We start from the raw sequence: 18,025 nt of genomic DNA, 5'->3' as shown, positions 1-18,025 counted from the left end.
TAAAATGCTGAAAAAAAAGGCGCTCAAAGCGCCTTTTTTTGTTGTTTAAAATCACTTACAAGATTTCACTTGCGTGATCTGCCAAACGAGAGCGTTCACCTCTTGCTAATGTAACATGCCCGCTATGTGCCCAGCCTTTGAATCTATCCACTACATAAGTCAGACCACTAGAGCCTTCCGTGAGGTAAGGCGTGTCGATCTGCGCGATATTTCCTAAACAAACGATCTTTGTGCCCGGTCCCGCACGGGTAACCAAAGTTTTCACTTGCTTCGGCGTGAGATTCTGCGCTTCGTCGATAATCAAGAATTTGTTGACGAAAGTACGGCCACGCATAAAGTTCAGAGACTTGATCTTGATTTTAGAGCGAATCAAATCTTGCGTCGCAGCTCGGCCCCAGTCTCCAGCATCGTTGTCAGACTTATTTAGCACCTCCAGATTGTCGTCAAAAGCCCCCATCCATGGTGACATTTTTTCTTCCTCTGTACCTGGCAAAAAGCCGATATCTTCACCAACTGGCACCGTCACGCGGGTCACAATGATTTCGTTGTAGTTCTTAGTTTCGAGGACTTGTGCCAAACCCGCAGCTAAGGCCAACAAAGTCTTCCCTGTACCCGCTTGACCTAATAACGTGACGAAGTCGCATTCTGGATCCATCAGCAAATTCAAAGCGAAATTTTGTTCGCGATTACGGGATGTCACGCCCCATACACTGTGTTTCGAATGACCGTAGTCGCGCAGTGTTTGCAAAACAGCCGTTTTACCGTTTATCTGACGCACTTGACCGTAAAATGAGGCCTCACCGTTGTTTGGCTCAAGATAGACGAATTGATTCACTAGCAGGCTAGGAATAAGTGGGCCAGTAATGCGGTAAAAAGTAGTGCTTAGGCCATTGCGATTCTCTTGCCAAGTCTCAATTCCTTTACCATGCTTGCTCCAAAAGTCAGCAGGCAATTGAATAATGCCGGTATAAAGAAGATCTGAATCCTCTAGAACGTGATCGTTGAAATAGTCCTCGGCAGGTAATCCGAGCGCACGTGCTTTGATCCGCATATTGATATCTTTCGACACCAATACAATAGGGCGACCAGGAAATTCAACCTCGAGCGCTCGCACAACAGCTAAAATCTGATTGTCAGCTTTGCCTTGTGGAAGTCCTTGTGGTAATGCTCCGCCTTGTAACTTGGTTTGAAAAAATAGACGCCCTTTAGCATCTTTATTGCCAAGCTTCGATAGAAGGATACCCTGTTCAATATCATCGCTATCGATATCACCAACAAGAGCATCCAACGAACGCGATATTTGTCGCGCATTACGAGCAACTTCCGACATGCCTTTCTTGTGATCGTCTAGCTCTTCCAATGTGATCATCGGCAAATAGACGTCATGCTCTTCAAAACGAAACAGTGACGTTGGATCGTGCATCAAAACATTCGTATCCAACACAAACATCTTGGTAATGCCTTTCCTGTCTGCAGCACGGCTAGCAACCGATTTTGCAGGATTCTCCTTACTCACAGTTTTGACGTTCGACTTCACAGCAGTCGATTTTTCTGCACTGACTTTGTTTTTGCTTAATGGAGCGACAGCTTTAACAACGGCTGCTTTGCTAGTTGAGGTTTTTTGTTCGTTAGTCGCACGAATGTTTGATTTTCCTTTATCTGCTTTGGGATAGTCTTTGGGAGACAGCAAGGCCGCTGGTTTGGTCGGCATTTTGGGCAGTGGCATCAGAACCTCATTGAAAAGTAAAAAACGGATTAAATATAAGCTTTATTTCACTTACTGGTCACAGCAAAAGTGTGGGCACATTCCATACATTATCTTGAAATTCGAAAGCCAAAAAGTAAAAGCCGCTTAAGAAGACTCTATCATCTTCTTAAACGGCTTTTGATTGATCTCTATGGATTTCAATTATTTGCTTTGACTCACAAAATCTAACACGGCTTGAGCATGATCTGGGACCTTCACTCCACGCCATTCTTTCACTAATTTGCCGGCTTCGTCAATAACAAAAGTGCTTCGCTCTATACCTCTTACTTGTTTCCCGTACATATTCTTCATTTTCATGACGTTAAACAACAGACAAAGTTGTTCATCTGGGTCTGTGATGAGTTCAAAAGGAAGTGAAAGCTTTGCTTTAAAGCCCTCATGTGAACGCAGGCTGTCGCGACTAATGCCGAAAATCACTGTATTCTTCGCCAAGAGTTCCGTATGAATATCGCGAAAGGCGATGCTTTCGGTGGTACAGCCTGGTGTGTTGTCTTTTGGGTAGAAGTACAACACGATTTTTTTACCAAGGTAGGCGCTCAAACTAAAATCAACACCGCCAGTCATCGCTGCTGAAAAATGAGGGACATGGCAATTGAGTGCGCTCGGCACTGCACTGGAACTATCTGACACAAAATTCTCCTGCGGTGGTAAGTTTGTGGAGTGGTTTAAACCTAGTTGAGTGCAACCATTTCTCCAGAGCGTCCGGGGAGCTCAGCCCATGTTAAATCATGTATTGGCAGTTCTTGTTCTCGAATATTGGCATAATATTGCCCCATCGAAATGCATTGATATCCTTGTTCCGCCCATCCATTTAGCAATTCAACTAATATGGGGGCGAGTTTTTGACCTTCAAGCTCAGCGTGCATAGTAAATACATGATTTCTCGGTTCAGCCGTCAACGAAAGTAAATGACTCGCGATATTTCCTTCAGTGATCGTCTCTCCGTTTATTTCTACTCCCAATATTTCATCCAAAGTTGGTAGCGTGGTTGGCATTTGAATACATTGAAATTCTTTACCTTCATGGCGCAAACGATACGGGCCTGCAAGAGGATTGGCCAAACTACCGTCTTCTTTCAACATGGCACGGCTATCAGACGAGTATTGCATTTGATAGCGATCAAGTTGAGCGAAAGCTTCAGGATTCATTTGCCATCCGGCAGCGCCAAAAGTTTTTGGTGCCGCGCCAAAGATTTCCAGATAGCGCTCGTAAGCAAGCCCCATTTGTTTTCGCGTCCAACTCTCGCCACGTTTGCGTACATTGTCTTGCCAAACCACGTGGTCCCACGTATGAATTCCACATTCAAAACCAGCGCGTTTCACACTTCGCATCTCCTCAACGCAAAGTTTTCCGATGTCAGGTGCAGGTAACATCACACCGTACATGAGGGTTTTGAAGCCATAGTGTTCAAGAACAGAAGTACGGGAGACTTTACTAAAAAAGCCTGGTCTAAATACGCGACGCATGGCCCAACCAGTATGGTCTTTGCCGAGCGAAAACAAAAACGTTGCATTGGCTTGATGCTGTTTTAAGATGCGAACCAAGTTAGGTACGCCTTCGCGGGTGCCCCGGTAAGTATCGACATCAATCTTTAAAACAATCGTAGGCATTAAGTTGACGAATTTTAAGTAAATTTTAAAAGCAAAAGCGGCCAAGCAAGGGCCGCTCATCGAAAGTCGATAGCGACAGCACTGCGCTGTCGCTAACACCAGCTTAGTCCATCAAAGCACGTGCTTGAGCGACTTGACTACGGTAGGCGTCGAAAATGTGACGCATAGAGTCTGCCATTGTCGTTGTTGGTGCCCAGCCGAGCTCTTCACATGTATTGGTGATTTTCGGAACGCGGTTTTTCACGTCTTGGTAACCACCACCGTAGTAAGCAGCGGATGTTGTCTCAGTTAATTGTACTTTCTTAGCAGACTCAGCGTATTCTGGGTATTCCGCTGCCAAGCTCAACATCATCTGTGCTAATTCACGGATAGAGTGGTTGTTGCTTGGGTTGCCGATATTGTAGATCTTGCCGGACGCGACGCCGTCTTTGTTTGCAATGATACGTACCAAGGCATCGATACCATCGTCAATATAAGTGAAAGCACGTTTTTGTGCGCCACCATCAACCAATGAAATATTTTCACCACGAACAATATGGCCGAAGAATTGAGTCACCACACGTGAGCTACCTTCTTTTGGTGTGTGAATAGAATCCAAACCAGCGCCGATCCAGTTAAATGGGCGGAAGAGGGTGAAATTCAAACCTTCCATACCATAACCCCAAATCACACGATCCATCAATTGCTTCGCGCAGGAGTAAATCCAACGTGGCTTATTGATTGGGCCGCAGACCAATTCAGAATTTTCTGGATCAAACTCTTCGTCGTGACACATACCATAAACTTCAGACGTCGATGGGAAAACTAAGTGTTTGCCATATTTGGCCGCAGAACGCACGATAGGCAAGTTCGCTTCAAAATCGAGTTCAAAAACGCGCAATGGTTGTTTAACGTAGGTAGACGGTGTTGCAATCGCCACCAATGGCAAGATCACATCACATTTCTTAACGTGGTACTCAACCCATTCTTTATTGATGGTGATGTCGCCTTCAAAGAAGTGCATACGTGGATGATTAATCAGGTCGCCCAAGCGCTCTGTTTGCATATCCATGCCATACACTTCCCAATCCGTGGTTTCGAGAATGCGTTTGGAAAGGTGGTGACCGATAAAACCATTCACGCCAAGGATGAGGACTTTTTTCATATTAATTTCTCTTTAGATAGCTTTTGAAATATGGATACCTCGATGAGCTCGCCCATTAATTTGCTGGAGCGACTTATCGGGCTACGCGAAGTAGTTTCTAACTTCGTCAATGCTTAATGTTTTGCTATTGTGTTGCAAGGCCAAAATCTTAATTGCCTTGCCATCACCACAAACGCCAAAAACAACATTATCCACTACAGATATACCTTGGGGCAAATTTAAAGCGATTTCGGCTGCATTTTGTCCTGAAAAGCGTGCCTTTTCGATAATAAAACGTTCCCCATTGTGTTCAAAAAATGCCCCTGGGTAAGGAGGGGCTACTGCCCGATGTAAGTTGTACACATTCTGTGCTGGTTTAGCCCAGTCGATGCGGCCATCTTCCGGTTTTCGTCCTCCAAAATAACTCCCTTTGCTTAAATCATTGTGAATTCTATTAGGAGCACCTGCCAAAATTCCAGGCAATACCGTGGCTAAGACCTGTTCAGAAGCCACCGTTAACTTGCCAAACACCTCAAAAGCAGTGTCGTCTGGCAATATTGGAACAGCAACTTGTCCAATGATGGCTCCGGCATCAGGTTTCACCGTCATCTCGTGCAACGTCGCTCCTGTCTCAGTTTCTCCATGCAACACCGCCCAATTCACTGGAACACGTCCGCGATACTTTGGTAGTAGAGATCCGTGTAAATTGTAGGCGCCACGGCTCGGAATATTCAGTATTTCCTCACAAAGCATATTGCGGTAGTAGAAGCTGAAAATGTAATCTGGAACGTAACTTCGAAGTTCGGCGACAAACTCTGACAGATTCGGATTATCGGGAGTTACGCGCTTGATTCCATGTTCAGCGCATAAATCTGCGACGGACTCAAACCAGATGGTCTCATGTGGATTATCTTCATGGCTGACAACAAGTTTGATCTCGACACCGCTCGCAAGCAGCGACTTAATGCCGCGAACGCCAACGCTGTGGTAAGCGAACACGATAGCAGTAGGCTTATTCATCTTTGTCTTTTGTAGTTGTCTCTTGTTCGAGGATCGTTTGCACTACAAATCGCGGACGCCCCTGGACCTGCTGGTAGATGCGGCCGACATATTCACCTAGAAGACCGATACCGAACAGGATGACACCCATCATGAAGAAAGCGATCGCAAACAGTGTAAACAAACCTTCTGCTTCAGCACCAAGGAAGAATCGACGAATCAACAACAAAACAACTAAGGCACCCGATAAACCGGAAATCGCCATGCCTAGCATCGAGAAAATCTGCAATGGCATGATGGAGAAACCAGTCATCAAATCAAAATTAAGGCGAATCAGGCTATAAAAAGAGTACTTAGATTCCCCCGCTGTGCGCTCCTCGTGTTCCACAACGATCTCGGTCGGTTTACGGGCGAAGGTATATGCCAATGCTGGGACAAAGGTATTGACCTCGCTGCATTGATTAATCAAGTTGATGACGTTGCGACCATAAGCACGTAGCATATTGCCTTGATCGGTGATTTTAATGCGAGTGATTTTCTCGCGAATGCGATTCATCGCTTTAGAAAGGTAAGTGCGCCAGACGGCATCTTGGCGCTTCCGGCGAATAGAGCCTACGTAGTCAAAGCCTTCTCGCATCTTATCGACTAGAGCACCGATTTCTTCGGGCGGATTCTGCAAGTCAGCATCGAGGGTAACAACGATGTCGCCACGGGTAGCTTGAAATCCAGCGAGGATCGCCATGTGCTGGCCGTAGTTACCATTGAATAGTACGACTCGTGTCACGTCAGGTCGCGCACGGTATTGGTCAGCAAGAATTTCAGCAGATCGGTCACGGCTTCCGTCATTGACGAAAACAATTTCATAACTAATGCCGCGGACTGCGAGCGCATCGAGGGCTGGATAGAGGCGAGCATATAGCTTCGCCAGACCAGCTTCCTCGTTGTAAACAGGAATAACAACAGAAAGTTCTGGATGCATGTTGTGATAGTCTAATTGGTCTGAAGAAGAGATTTTACCGCAGAGACCACGCGTTCTACATCATTTTCGGTCATGCTGGGGAACAGCGGCAGGGTAACAATCTGTTTACCAACGCGTTCTGCAATAGGGAACATGCCGTCCGTAAATCCACGTTCTCGGTAAAGGGTGAACAGGTGAATCGCGCGATAGTGATAGCCTAAACCGATTCCCAAGTCCAACATGTTTTGCATAAAATCGGCACGCTGCACGCGTTCAGGTAATACCAAATGAAACATGTGCCAATTTGACTGGGTGAAGTCGGCAACCGGTAACTCCGCCCCTGTTTGTGTTTCGAATTCCGCACCAAAACTCGCAAAATAATGCTTTGCCAATGTATGGCGCTTGGCATTAAATTCTTCCAAGCGTTTCAATTGCCCTAGTCCAATGGCAGCAGCAATGTCAGTCATATTGTACTTTCCACCGAGGACATCAACGTCGATTCCATCGAGACCCTTCCGAGATACTCCTTGTAAGCGATATTTTTCAGCGAGTTTGGCTTCCTCTTCGTTATTCAAAACTAAGCAGCCACCTTCGCCAGTCATGATATTTTTGTTCACCTGAAAACTGAACGAAGCGAAATCTCCGAAAGAGCCGATACGTTTACCTTTCCAAGTCGATCCAATCGCTTGCGCAGCATCTTCGATAACACGGAGTTGGTATTTTTCTGCGATTGTATAGAGATGATCCATGTCACAAGGCAAACCACACATATGAACAGGAATAATCGCCTTCGTGCGCGGCGTGATAGCAGCTTCTATCTTCTTGAGGTCTATGTTATGTGTCTTCGCGTCAATATCAACAAACACCGGCGTTGCGCCAGTCTCAATGATGACGTTGGCGGTGGCAACCCATGAATTTGGGGTAGTAATGACTTCATCGCCTTCGCCAATTCCAGCAATGCGCAGAGCGATTTCCATCGTGCAGGTGCCAGAGTTGAAGGTGCGTACGGGACGACCACCAAAATAGGCAGAAAGTTTCGCCTCTAACTCTTTAACGTTAGGTCCACTTGTCAGCCAGCCTGAACGCAGAACATCAGCGACTGCGCTGATCGTTTCTTCGTCCATCGTTGGTTTCGTGAAGGGTAAAAATGGGAGCGTTGAACTCATACAATTCTCTCGATCAAATTTTAGTTTGAATTATGTTTTTTCGCGGTCGCTGGGTCTTGAACAGGCAGCGCGATAATCACGCGCTTTGGATCATTGCCGATGACACGCATAGGAATACTTTTTTGCTTAAAGTCTTCATAGATGGCGGGGTTTAAGAATGCCACAGCAGACTTATTCGCGGTCGCCATTTCCTGCCACTGTTGAATGAAATCGTCTCGTTTGCGGATCCAAAGTTGAGGCTGCATACCTAAACCAAATTCCATTTCATCTGGATGTTCCACCAAAATTGTCGTGCGTTGCAGATAAAATGGTAGGGACTGTTCATAGCGCCCAACCGCATAAATTGGCGTGTCTGCCTTGAGCTCTGCTTGGATTGCAGGAACATGATAAAAGCCAGCGCTATATTTACCCCATTGGTCATGACCGATGAACACAACTTGACCGCCAACATAGGCAGAGACTGCCAACACAATAATACTAAAATCGCGCTTTTGTTTTACCAAGATCAATGCCAGTATGCCGCCGACTAATGCAATACCAGCCGCAGCATACGCCCAGGGAATCATCGCTACATAAAAGGGAATTTCGTATGCATGCTTCGCAAGTCCTCCAATTTTACCCGCAGAGGCCAAAGAACCGGCGCCGATTAATATCAGCAAACCCGCATTTAACTTGATCTGTAAACTGGATAACTCTTCAATCGCGCAGGCGATAAGGATCGCCAATGCTGGGAAAATTGGCAGGATGTAAGACGGTAGTTTGGAGCCGGAAATACTAAAGAAGAAAAAGATAAAGACCGACCAAACGAGCAGCATCTTTTTCGCCTGGAATTGACTACTTTCTTTTTTTAATGCTTTTAATAGGCTCTGTACCAATAAGCCTAACCACGGCACGATCCCGATAATGAGTAGCGGGAAGAAGTAATACCATGCGCCACCCCTCTTATGAACGGTGCTAGTGAAACGCTGAAAGTGCTCATGAATAAAGAAAAAATGTGGATGCTCTGGATTCGCTTGCCACACTAAAATGAACCACGGTGTAGTAATCGCGAAAAATAACAGGAGTCCTTTACCCATGTGCAGGCGCAGCCACAGGCCGAAGTCGCGTGTCCACAGTGTGTAAAGTACCAGCACCGCACCTGGCAGAACGAAACCAATTAAGCCTTTTGACATTGTCGCTAATGCCATTCCAGCCCAACAGAGCAACATCCCGTTGCGCTGTTCTTTGTCGCTAGCACCATCACGCTGCGCAAGCAGTAAGCCGCATAAAGCCAAAGTCATCATGCCAGACAAACCCATATCAAGCGTATTGATATGACCCATCGCAGCCCAATAGAAACTTGAGCCCAACACCAATGCCGTGATCACGGCAATGCGTCGACCATAGATTTTAAACGCGGTGTAACTAGAAACGAAAATCCCAATTAAACCGCAGAGTCCGGTCCATAAGCGCGCTTGCCAATCACCTAAGCCGAATAAACTGAAGGTGAGTGCATTCATCCAATTCTGCAACGGCGGTTTCTCAAAGTATTTAATTCCGTTAAGACGTAATGTGATCCAATCACCTGTCGCCACCATTTCTCGCGCCATTTCGGCGTAGCGGCCTTCGTCCGTAGGAACCAAAGTGCGTGCACCCAGCATATAAAACCACGTCAGCAAAAATGCGATAAGCACTGCCCATAGTGTACGATTGGATTCGTAAGGAGATGTTGTCAGGTTTGTCTTCATGCTTTTTCCAGAATTAGCGCGAGTGCGACCTTGCGCCCCTCGGCCATTAAAATATTGTAGGTGCGGCAAGCTGCTTGGTTATCCATGCATTCAACGCCCTTATGCTGAGCACTTAATTTGGCGATGAGTTTGGGGTGTATGAATCTTTGTTTCTTTCCTGTTCCTAAAATGACGACATCAGGCTCAGTAGCAGCGACTTGATCAAAGTGCTCAATTGCTAAACCATCAAAGCTATTAACCGGCCACACTGCAGGAGTAATTTCAGGTAAGACGATCAAGCTATGTTCAAAACGCACCAGATTAAATTCAACTCCTAAATCATCGTAAGCGGTGACGGTTTGATATTGTTGAGTATTGGTCGCGTGTAGTTTCATCTGCAGATTCAATAAGTTGAAAGTCGGCGCATTGTATCTTCTTTCCCTAGAATGCTCAAAACTAGACCAAAAGATGAATGGCAAACATTGGCTATGGATTTCCTGCGGTGATTATTGACTATTTCTCGTTTAAATTATGCCTTTTAAGCAAAGGCCAAGAGGAAAACCACATGAAAGTGTAAAACTCCTTAAATTATTTGGCGAAACTCGTTGATAAAACAGCAGGCTTTGGGCAAAATGGATCATTCGGCAGTGCAGCATTTTTGTGTTCTTACTCTTTTACGTATAACTTTTCGAAAGTAGTCCCGTGCGCCTCATCAAGAAATCCCAGAAACTTGCAGACGTTTGTTATGACATCCGCGGCCCAGTGATGGAAAAAGCCAAGCAGATGGAAGACGAAGGTCAGAAAATCATTAAGTTAAACATCGGCAATTTAGCTGTGTTTAATTTTGGTCCGCCGGACGAAATCGTCCAAGACATGATTTTGAATATGCAAAATGCCGCGGGCTACACTGAATCGAAAGGAATGTTCGCACCACGCAAAGCCATTATGCATTACACCCAAGAGAAGAAAATTCGCGGTGTAAGCATTGAAGATATTTATATCGGTAATGGCGCCTCTGAGTTGATTGTGATGGGCATGAACGCGCTGCTCAATGCTGGTGACGAAGTCCTGGTGCCGGCACCAGACTATCCACTATGGACTGCTGCTGTGAGCCTTTCAGGTGGTAAGCCAGTACACTACATTTGTGACGAGAGTGTAGGCTGGTTGCCAGACATCGAGGATATCAAACGCAAAATTTCCCCGAGTACGAAAGCGATTGTTGTAATTAATCCTAACAACCCAACAGGCGCACTGTATCCGGTTGAAGTGTTGCAACAAATCGTTGATGTCGCCCGTGAACATCAATTGATCGTGTTTGCAGATGAGATCTACGACAAGACACTGTATGACGATGCGGAACATACGTCGATAGCGTCGCTCGCCGATGACGTCTTGTTTTTGACATTAAATGGCTTGTCGAAGAATTATCGCTCTTGTGGTTACCGCGCTGGTTGGATGGTTATTTCGGGTGATAAGCGTTACGCTAAAGATTACATTGAAGGCTTGAATATGCTAGCGTCCATGCGTCTTTGTTCGAATGCGCCAGGTCAATTTGCTATACAGACGGCTCTAGGCGGTTACCAATCAATCAAAGATTTAGTTTCCCCTGGTGGACGTTTGCGTAAGCAACGTGATCTTGCCCATAAGCTGCTCACGGCGATTCCAGGCGTAAGTTGCGTGAAACCGAAAGCAGCACTCTATATGTTTCCCAAATTAGATCCTGAAGTTTATCCAATTAAGGATGATCAAGAGTTCATCCAAGAATTGCTTGTTGAGCAGCGCGTTTTGTTGGTGCAAGGGACAGGTTTTAATTGGATCGCTCCCGATCATTTCCGTGTCGTATTTTTACCCAATACTGATGATTTGACTGATGCGATTGGTCGAATCGCAGCTTTCCTTGAAGGCTACCGTCGTCGACACGGTACAGGTGAATTTGCAGCAAAGTAGTTTCACGTTTTTGTTTTTTTATCTTATTTTTAGAGTAAATAGTTCATATGAAACCCATCAAAGTAGGCCTATTAGGTTTAGGCACAGTCGGCTCCGGTACATTTAATGTTTTGAAGCGTAATCAAGAAGAGATTATGCGTCGTGCTGGACGCTCGATTGAAATTTCGATGGTGGCCGTGAGAAATGTAGATAGAGCAAAAGAGATTACCAAGGGCGAAGTTGAAATCGTCACTGACGGCAATCTCGTTGTCAATCATCCTGATATCGATATCGTGGTTGAACTGATCGGTGGGAACGATATCGCCAAGGACTTGGTATTGAAAGCGATTGCCAATGGCAAACATGTAGTAACCGCAAACAAAGCCTTGATCGCGAAGCACGGCAATGAAGTTTTCAAAGCAGCCCAGGATAAAGGCGTGATGGTGGCCTTCGAGGCAGCTGTTGCTGGTGGCATCCCGATTATTAAAGCATTGCGTGAAGGTTTGACGGCGAACCGCATTCAGTGGATCGCCGGCATCATCAACGGTACTACGAATTTCATTTTGTCTGAAATGCGTGATAAAGGCTTGGACTTCGCAACGGTGCTAAAGCAAGCTCAGGCACTTGGTTACGCTGAGGTTGATCCGACATTCGATATTGAAGGAGTCGATGCAGCGCATAAATTGACGATCATGGCATCGATCGCTTTCGGGATTCCGACGCAATTCGATAAAGCCTACGTTGAGGGGATCACAAAACTGGAAGCGACTGACATCGAATATGCTGAGCAGCTTGGCTACCGTATTAAGTTACTTGGTATTACAAAGCGTAGTGAAGCTGGTATCGAATTGCGCGTTCACCCAACATTGATCCCAGAAAAACGCTTGATTGCGAATGTTGAAGGCGCGATGAACGCGGTCTTAGTGCAGGGTGATGCGGTTGGTGCAACGCTTTATTATGGCAAAGGTGCCGGCTCTGAACCTACCGCTTCTTCCGTGATCGCCGATGTGGTGGATATTACGCGTTTAGCGTCTGCAGATCCGGAACATCGCGTTCCATACCTCGCATTTCAGCCGAACGCGCTTAGTGATCTGACGGTATTACCAATCTCAGAGGTTTATACCAGTTACTATTTACGTATGCGCGTTGAAGATAAGCCTGGTGTCTTAGCCGACGTAACTAAAATTTTGGCTGAATTTTCCATCTCGATTGACGCAATGCTGCAGAAAGAGCCTGGTGAAGGCGAGTCTAAGACTGACATCATTATGTTGACGCATCAGACGCAAGAAAAGAACATTGACGCGGCGATTGCTCGTATCGAAGCGCTCTCGTCGGTTTCAGGAAAAGTCACCAAATTGCGCTTGGAAGAATTAAGCTAGACTTCGTGGTTGGATGAAAGTAGGGTGGAAAAGGGAGAGTTATTAAGACTCTCCTTTCTTTTATCTACCGATCACACGCGGACGAAGTGCTCAGCATGGCGAGTACCTACCACAAATGTCATCACGCCTGATTCGGCGACACCAGCTTCTATGATCGTTTCAAAGTTGGAGGGGATGTCGTGATAGATTTCCATCCATGTGTACATCAAATCTTTGCTTTCAGGTCGCCTTTGCAAAATTGGCGATATCCCTTTTCTTTCAAGTGAGCTACGCAAACGTTGAAAGCAGCCAATCACTTCCTGCTCATGCTCCACTTTCGCCTTGTAATATACGTAGCAATCCACCTCTTACTCCGTGATATCGAGATAGGCATAAGGTAATGCCTGGAATTGCAGCAGTGGGCCATCAATCGATCCCAAATGAACTTTGCCGTCTTCATGATCAGCGAGTTTGATCTCGACGAGGCACATCGTCGATTCTCCGAAGCTGGTTTCTGCATTCACAACCATGCCGCAAGGTTGTGAGGGGTCTTTCTCTGAGTATATTTCAGTTGCAAGTGCCACATTCGTTGCTTCGATCTTCGCAATCGCCATTCTTCGCTTAAGTTTCCCCAGATATTGACTGCGCGCGACAATTTCTTGCCCAGGATAGCAGCCCTTCTTAAAATTCACGCCGCCGATCAATTCGAAATTCACCATTTGTGGCACGAATTGTTCTTTTGTTTGCTCGCGCACTTCGGGAATTCCTGCGTATATATCTCCGAGGCGCCAGATTTGGGAATCAATAATTTTAAGTTTTGCTTGCAAGGTCGAGAGCACTTGCTCGAGTACTGTCCTTGCAATCACCCATTGATAGCGTGGCTGATCAAATGCGTCTGCTCGACGAATCAAAACACCGTATTCACCATTCACCGTTTGATTGATTGCAGTTGGCAACTGCGCGAAGTATTGTTGAAGAAATACTTGAGCCTGCGTACCGCCTAGACCAAGGAAAGACAAGTTCTCACTGACATCTTCAAGTTTAGCTTTAGCTCGCATCACAAACATTTGTAATCGTTTTTGAAGTGCAGGCTGAAGAGTTGTGGAACACTGCAAATAAATATCTTGCTTGTTCTTCCAATAGTAAATACTGGCGAGCATACGGCCTTTGGGTGTGCAATAGGCGGCGTATCGTGCCTCGCCTTCCTCTAAGTGCTCCACATCATTGCTGAGTTGATTATGTAGAAAACTCGCTGCATCGTCGCCATTGACTTGAATTAAACTTTGTTGAGATAAGATGCAAGCATATCCATCCGCTAAGTCAGCGACGCCGGTGATGGCCTTATTCTGTTTAATCATCATTGGAAAATTTTGTTCTAAGGTACTCATACTTCACTCAATTTCTCTTTTTTTGTGTCAATGCGGTTTGATCCCATTTACAATGGCATCCATTTTTCGTGATTATCGCAGTAAATTTGATTCAGTGTTCACATGGCATTTTTTAAAAAACTTCTGTTACTTATTATTTTGTTGGCTGTCGGCATTGGCGCCGTTGCGACTTGGGCATTTTTACGCTGGGCGGATACGCCAATCTTGCAGGCAGCACCAACGATTGAGTTCACAATAAAGAGTGGCAGCAATATTCGAAGTGCATCTCGCCAATTGAGATCAGCGGGTATACCCTTGCAACCGATATTGTTTGAAGCATTAGCTCGAGTTCAAGGCAAAGCCTCTAGCCTAAAGGCAGGTTCGTTCGAACTCAATTCGGAAGAAACTCCGCGAGAACTTTTACAGAAGATCGTTGAGGGTAAATTTAGCTTGACCAGTCTTGGTATTATCGAAGGTTGGAGCTTCAAGCAGATGCGAAGCGCGGTCAACGCACATCCGCATATTCGCCACGATAGTTTAACCATGTCAGACCGTGAGTTGATGAAAGCGATAGGCAGCGAGTATGGCCACCCTGAGGGCTTGTTTTTTCCAGATACCTACCGTTTTGCAAAAAATAGCAGTGATATTCAAGTTTATCAATTAGCGCACCAAGCCATGTTATCCCGCCTTGACGAGGTATGGAAAAGGCGGGCAGAGAACTTGCCATATAAGTCACCATATCAAGCCTTGATCATGGCGTCTATCGTGGAGAAAGAGACCGGTCAAGCTTCAGAGCGTGGGATGATCGCCTCGGTTTTTGTTAATCGACTGCGCGTCGGGATGTTGTTGCAGACAGATCCAACTGTCATTTATGGCATGGGAGAGCAATTCAAAGGTAATATACGAAAACGTGATTTAACCACGGATACTCCTTACAATACCTATACTCGAGCGGGGCTACCTCCAACGCCTATCGCTTTACCTGGCCTAGAATCACTTAAAGCGGCGGTTAATCCCGAACCCAGCAATGCTTACTATTTTGTTGCGCGTGGCAACGGCACTAGCCAATTTTCTGAAAACTTAAGCGACCACAATAAAGCGGTCAATAAGTATCAGCGTTGACCAGTCCTGAATTTGCAAACAGTTTTTTTGGATTAAGTATGATCAAGAGCGGTAAATTCATTACCTTCGAAGGTATCGACGGTGCGGGAAAATCGACCCACATCAATTTCGTTCAACAGTTGATTGAAGCGCAAGGTATCTCGGTTATTGCTACGCGTGAACCGGGCGGAACCGAGCTTGGCGAAACTTTGCGCAGTATATTGCTGAACCAAAAAATGCATCTAGAAACTGAAGCTATGTTGATGTTTGCTTCACGCCGTGAACATTTGGCACAGGTAATTGAACCTGCACTTGCCGCAGGTAAGTGGCTCATTTCAGATCGTTTTACAGATGCTTCTTTTGCCTATCAAGGCGGTGGGCGTCATTTGTCGATCGATAAATTGAATGCATTAGAAAATTGGGTGCACCCTCATTTGCAACCTGATCTTACTTTTTTGTTTGATGTACCGATCAGTGTCGCAAAAGCGCGTCTGGATGCAACGCGCACACTCGATAAATTTGAGAAAGAAGATGCTGAGTTTTTTAATAATACACGCAATGAGTATCTGCGTCGTGCGCAAGAGTTTCCTCAACGATTTCGGGTGATCGATTCAACTCGAAGCATCGAGGAAATTCGAGATGAGCTTCGAGATATTGTGGAAAATCTGATCGCATCGAAGTGATTTCAAAAGGCAACGCAATGAACAATGCACTATATCGTTGGCAAGATGATAGCTGGCGCCAAATCATGGCGATGCGAGCCCGTATGCCCCATGCAATTCTCCTGTACGGAGCAGAAGGGATAGGAAAGGCGAAATTTGCCGAACATCTCGCGAAGTCCTTACTATGTGAATCCCCCGCTGAAGATGGACACGCTTGTGGCTCCTGCCTCTCGTGCAATTGGTTTGATCAATATAGCCACCCAGATTATCGCCGAGTGCGCCCAGGCTTACTCGACGAAGAGGATGGCGGCAGCGAGGCGGCTGATGGTGATGCTGAGCCTGAGAAGAAAACCAAAGCCACTAAAGCGCCGTCTAAGGAAATTGTGATCGATCAGGTGCGCGCTTTGGGCGATTTCATGAATATTTCCACCCATAGGCAAGGTACACGTGTTGTCTTACTGTATCCAGCAGAAGCACTGAATGTGCCTGCAGCTAACGCCTTGTTAAAGTCTTTAGAAGAACCCAACCCCAATACCGTATTTATATTGGTATCACATCGCCTCGATCGTCTTTTGCCGACCATCTTATCGCGTTGTCATAAGGTGCCATTGCACATGCCTTCACGGGCCGAGGCACTCGCTTGGCTGCAGCATGAAGGTACTAAAGAGGCTGAGATGTGGTTGGCACAGCAAGGCGGGGCGCCGCTACTCGCTTTGGAGATGGCGCAATCGGAAGACGTCAAAGAGCTTCAGGAATTTCTGCAAGCACTGTCAAAACCCGATATTGAAAATAGTCTTAAATTAGCAGAGAAGATGCAAAAAATGGAGATGCCGAGGACGGTCTCTTGGCTGCAACGTTGGCTGTATGATATTTTTAGCGTTAAACAAAGCGGCCGTATTCGATATTACCCGAAGTATCAGAGTGAAATTGAGCGTTTAGCGTCTCGTGCGAGCAACGATAAATTGATGAAACTCATAAAAAGTGTGCAAGATCGACAAGCAATTGCAAGTCATCCACTGTCCGGGAAGCTCTTTTTAGAAGATATGCTGTTAGAATATTCATCATCATTTCATTAATTCTCGGAAGATTTTGAACAAATTTGGTGTTCGCAATTTCGACATAATGTTACTCGCATAATTACCGGAAGAAATCATGGCAGATCTCCCACAAGACCCAAGCGTTCCGCTCAACATGCCGTCTCCCTCGAGACCGTCAGTGTTGTCTTTGGCAATTAAGGAAAAGTCCGCCTTATATTCCGCGTATATGCCGTTTTTGAAAAATGGTGGCATTTTTGTGCCAACCAACAAGTCCTATCGTTTAGGAGAAGAAATCTATTTGATTTTGACCTTGCTCGATGATCCTAGTAAATATCCAATTGCAGGTAAAGTGGCATGGGTCACGCCAGCAGGAGCAGGTAACAATAAGTCGCAGGGTATCGGTGTACATTTTCCGAATGATGAAAGCGGTATTCGTGTTAAGTCTAGGGTAGAGGAAGTCCTAGGCGCGACCATACGCTCCTCTCGAGCAACACATACGTTATAAATCCAACACTTTTGTTTGTTGATATAAGGGCGCTCGTTTGCGCCTTTATTTTTGATCAGTATTTAAAGCGCATTGAATTTTATGTCTAAGTCATTTCAACATCGTATTGCCCGTCTTGAAGACCTCGCCGCTATTGTGGGAATCTACAACTCTACCGTAGCATCGCGTATGGTAACTGCGGATACCGAAGAAATTTCGGTCGAGTCGCGACTTAATTGGTTTCATGAACATACACCTGAGAGGCGCCCTTTATGGGTGGTCGAAGGCGAGTCTGGCGAGATTTTGGGGTGGCTTTCGTTTTCCAATTTTTATGGACGGCCAGCTTATTCAGGTACGGCGGAATTGTCAATTTACCTTCACGAATCGATGCGCCGTAAAGGACTCGGTCGTTATTTGCTGAACGAGGCGATCGCGTTTGCTCCACAAATTGAAGTCCATACTTTACTTGGTTTTATTTTTGGACATAATGTCCCGAGTATGAACCTCTTCGCTTCCTTTAATTTTGAGATTTGGGCAAATATGCCTCGAGTTGCCAATCTCGATGGAATAGAACGCGATCTTATTATTTTCGGCAAACGGGTAAATTAGCTTGATTTCAGTCTTGCATCGTAGTGCAGTGTTCCGAAGTTTCGTTTCATTAGACTTGTGTCCTCTTGGCGTTTCTAGGTGTTATGGGTGAAAAGAGGTAAAATGGGAGACATCCCATTGCCATTCCCTCTTTGCGCTTTCTACTGCGCAG

Annotated in this window: 18 protein-coding genes; 7 read left to right on the top strand and 11 right to left on the bottom strand. The window is 45.8% G+C overall.

Going from position 1 to position 18,025, the window contains the following annotated elements:
* Positions 1–55: 55 nt before the first annotated feature.
* From H8K36_RS01305 to H8K36_RS01265, 9 genes are all read right to left on the bottom strand, one after another.
* Positions 56–1,726, bottom strand: coding sequence for a PhoH family protein (locus tag H8K36_RS01305; RefSeq protein WP_186915450.1), 1,671 nt, complete (start codon positions 1,724–1,726; stop codon positions 56–58).
* Between the two features lie 183 nt (positions 1,727–1,909).
* Entirely contained in the window at positions 1,910–2,398 is a 489-nt protein-coding gene (locus tag H8K36_RS01300; protein WP_329604196.1) for a peroxiredoxin, read from the bottom strand.
* Positions 2,399–2,439: 41 nt separating this feature from the next.
* Positions 2,440–3,378, bottom strand: coding sequence for a polysaccharide deacetylase family protein (locus H8K36_RS01295; RefSeq protein WP_186915451.1), 939 nt, complete (start codon positions 3,376–3,378; stop codon positions 2,440–2,442).
* 103 nt (positions 3,379–3,481) lie between these two features.
* Complete coding sequence (locus H8K36_RS01290; RefSeq protein WP_186915452.1) at positions 3,482–4,522, bottom strand: bifunctional UDP-4-keto-pentose/UDP-xylose synthase; 1,041 nt, start codon at positions 4,520–4,522, stop codon at positions 3,482–3,484.
* An 81-nt stretch (positions 4,523–4,603) separates the two neighbouring features.
* Positions 4,604–5,521, bottom strand: a complete 918-nt coding sequence (locus tag H8K36_RS01285) for a formyltransferase (RefSeq protein WP_186915453.1) — start codon at positions 5,519–5,521, stop codon at positions 4,604–4,606.
* Positions 5,514–6,479, bottom strand: coding sequence for a glycosyltransferase (locus tag H8K36_RS01280; RefSeq protein ID WP_186915454.1), 966 nt, complete (start codon positions 6,477–6,479; stop codon positions 5,514–5,516). Before H8K36_RS01280 ends, H8K36_RS01285 begins: the two co-directional genes overlap by 8 nt.
* A gap of 11 nt (positions 6,480–6,490) precedes the next feature.
* Entirely contained in the window at positions 6,491–7,624 is a 1,134-nt protein-coding gene (locus H8K36_RS01275; RefSeq protein WP_186915455.1) for a DegT/DnrJ/EryC1/StrS family aminotransferase, read from the bottom strand.
* Positions 7,625–7,644: 20 nt separating this feature from the next.
* Positions 7,645–9,351 (bottom strand): glycosyltransferase family 39 protein, encoded by a 1,707-nt coding sequence (locus H8K36_RS01270; protein WP_186915456.1) that lies wholly within the window; start codon positions 9,349–9,351, stop codon positions 7,645–7,647.
* The gene (locus tag H8K36_RS01265; RefSeq protein WP_186915457.1) at positions 9,348–9,725 is read right to left on the bottom strand and encodes an Mth938-like domain-containing protein; all 378 of its coding nucleotides are present in this window, start codon (positions 9,723–9,725) and stop codon (positions 9,348–9,350) included. The genes H8K36_RS01270 and H8K36_RS01265 overlap by 4 nt, the downstream gene beginning before the upstream one ends.
* Before the next feature lie 307 nt (positions 9,726–10,032).
* Here H8K36_RS01265 and H8K36_RS01260 point away from each other — a divergent pair, with 307 nt between their 5' ends.
* The gene (locus H8K36_RS01260) at positions 10,033–11,277 is read left to right on the top strand and encodes a pyridoxal phosphate-dependent aminotransferase (protein ID WP_186915458.1); all 1,245 of its coding nucleotides are present in this window, start codon (positions 10,033–10,035) and stop codon (positions 11,275–11,277) included.
* Between the two features lie 47 nt (positions 11,278–11,324).
* A complete protein-coding gene (locus H8K36_RS01255) occupies positions 11,325–12,635 on the top strand; it encodes a homoserine dehydrogenase (RefSeq protein ID WP_186915459.1) in 1,311 nt (436 codons plus the stop codon).
* Between the two features lie 71 nt (positions 12,636–12,706).
* On the opposite strand, the gene H8K36_RS01250 is transcribed toward H8K36_RS01255, so the two are convergent.
* Positions 12,707–12,979: a DUF4936 family protein gene (locus tag H8K36_RS01250; RefSeq protein WP_186915460.1), complete on the bottom strand. Its 273-nt coding sequence runs from the start codon at positions 12,977–12,979 to the stop codon at positions 12,707–12,709.
* A gap of 3 nt (positions 12,980–12,982) precedes the next feature.
* Complete coding sequence (gene ygfZ, locus H8K36_RS01245) at positions 12,983–14,002, bottom strand: CAF17-like 4Fe-4S cluster assembly/insertion protein YgfZ (RefSeq protein WP_186915461.1); 1,020 nt, start codon at positions 14,000–14,002, stop codon at positions 12,983–12,985.
* 102 nt (positions 14,003–14,104) lie between these two features.
* On the opposite strand from ygfZ, the gene mltG reads away from it, so the two are divergent.
* From mltG to H8K36_RS01220, 5 genes are all read left to right on the top strand, one after another.
* Positions 14,105–15,103, top strand: coding sequence for an endolytic transglycosylase MltG (gene mltG / locus H8K36_RS01240; RefSeq protein WP_186915462.1), 999 nt, complete (start codon positions 14,105–14,107; stop codon positions 15,101–15,103).
* Between the two features lie 41 nt (positions 15,104–15,144).
* Positions 15,145–15,765 (top strand): dTMP kinase, encoded by a 621-nt coding sequence (tmk, locus tag H8K36_RS01235; RefSeq protein WP_186915786.1) that lies wholly within the window; start codon positions 15,145–15,147, stop codon positions 15,763–15,765.
* A gap of 17 nt (positions 15,766–15,782) precedes the next feature.
* Positions 15,783–16,820 (top strand): DNA polymerase III subunit delta', encoded by a 1,038-nt coding sequence (gene holB / locus H8K36_RS01230; protein ID WP_186915463.1) that lies wholly within the window; start codon positions 15,783–15,785, stop codon positions 16,818–16,820.
* A 76-nt stretch (positions 16,821–16,896) separates the two neighbouring features.
* A complete protein-coding gene (locus H8K36_RS01225) occupies positions 16,897–17,286 on the top strand; it encodes a PilZ domain-containing protein (protein ID WP_230404262.1) in 390 nt (129 codons plus the stop codon).
* A gap of 81 nt (positions 17,287–17,367) precedes the next feature.
* Complete coding sequence (locus tag H8K36_RS01220; protein ID WP_186915464.1) at positions 17,368–17,874, top strand: GNAT family N-acetyltransferase; 507 nt, start codon at positions 17,368–17,370, stop codon at positions 17,872–17,874.
* The last annotated feature ends 151 nt before the right edge of the window (positions 17,875–18,025 follow it).

The sequence above is a fragment of the Affinundibacterium nitidum genome, assembly GCF_014284155.1.
GTDB lineage: Bacteria > Pseudomonadota > Gammaproteobacteria > Burkholderiales > Burkholderiaceae_D > Undibacterium > Undibacterium nitidum.
This window is presented reverse-complemented; position numbering and strand designations above follow the sequence as displayed.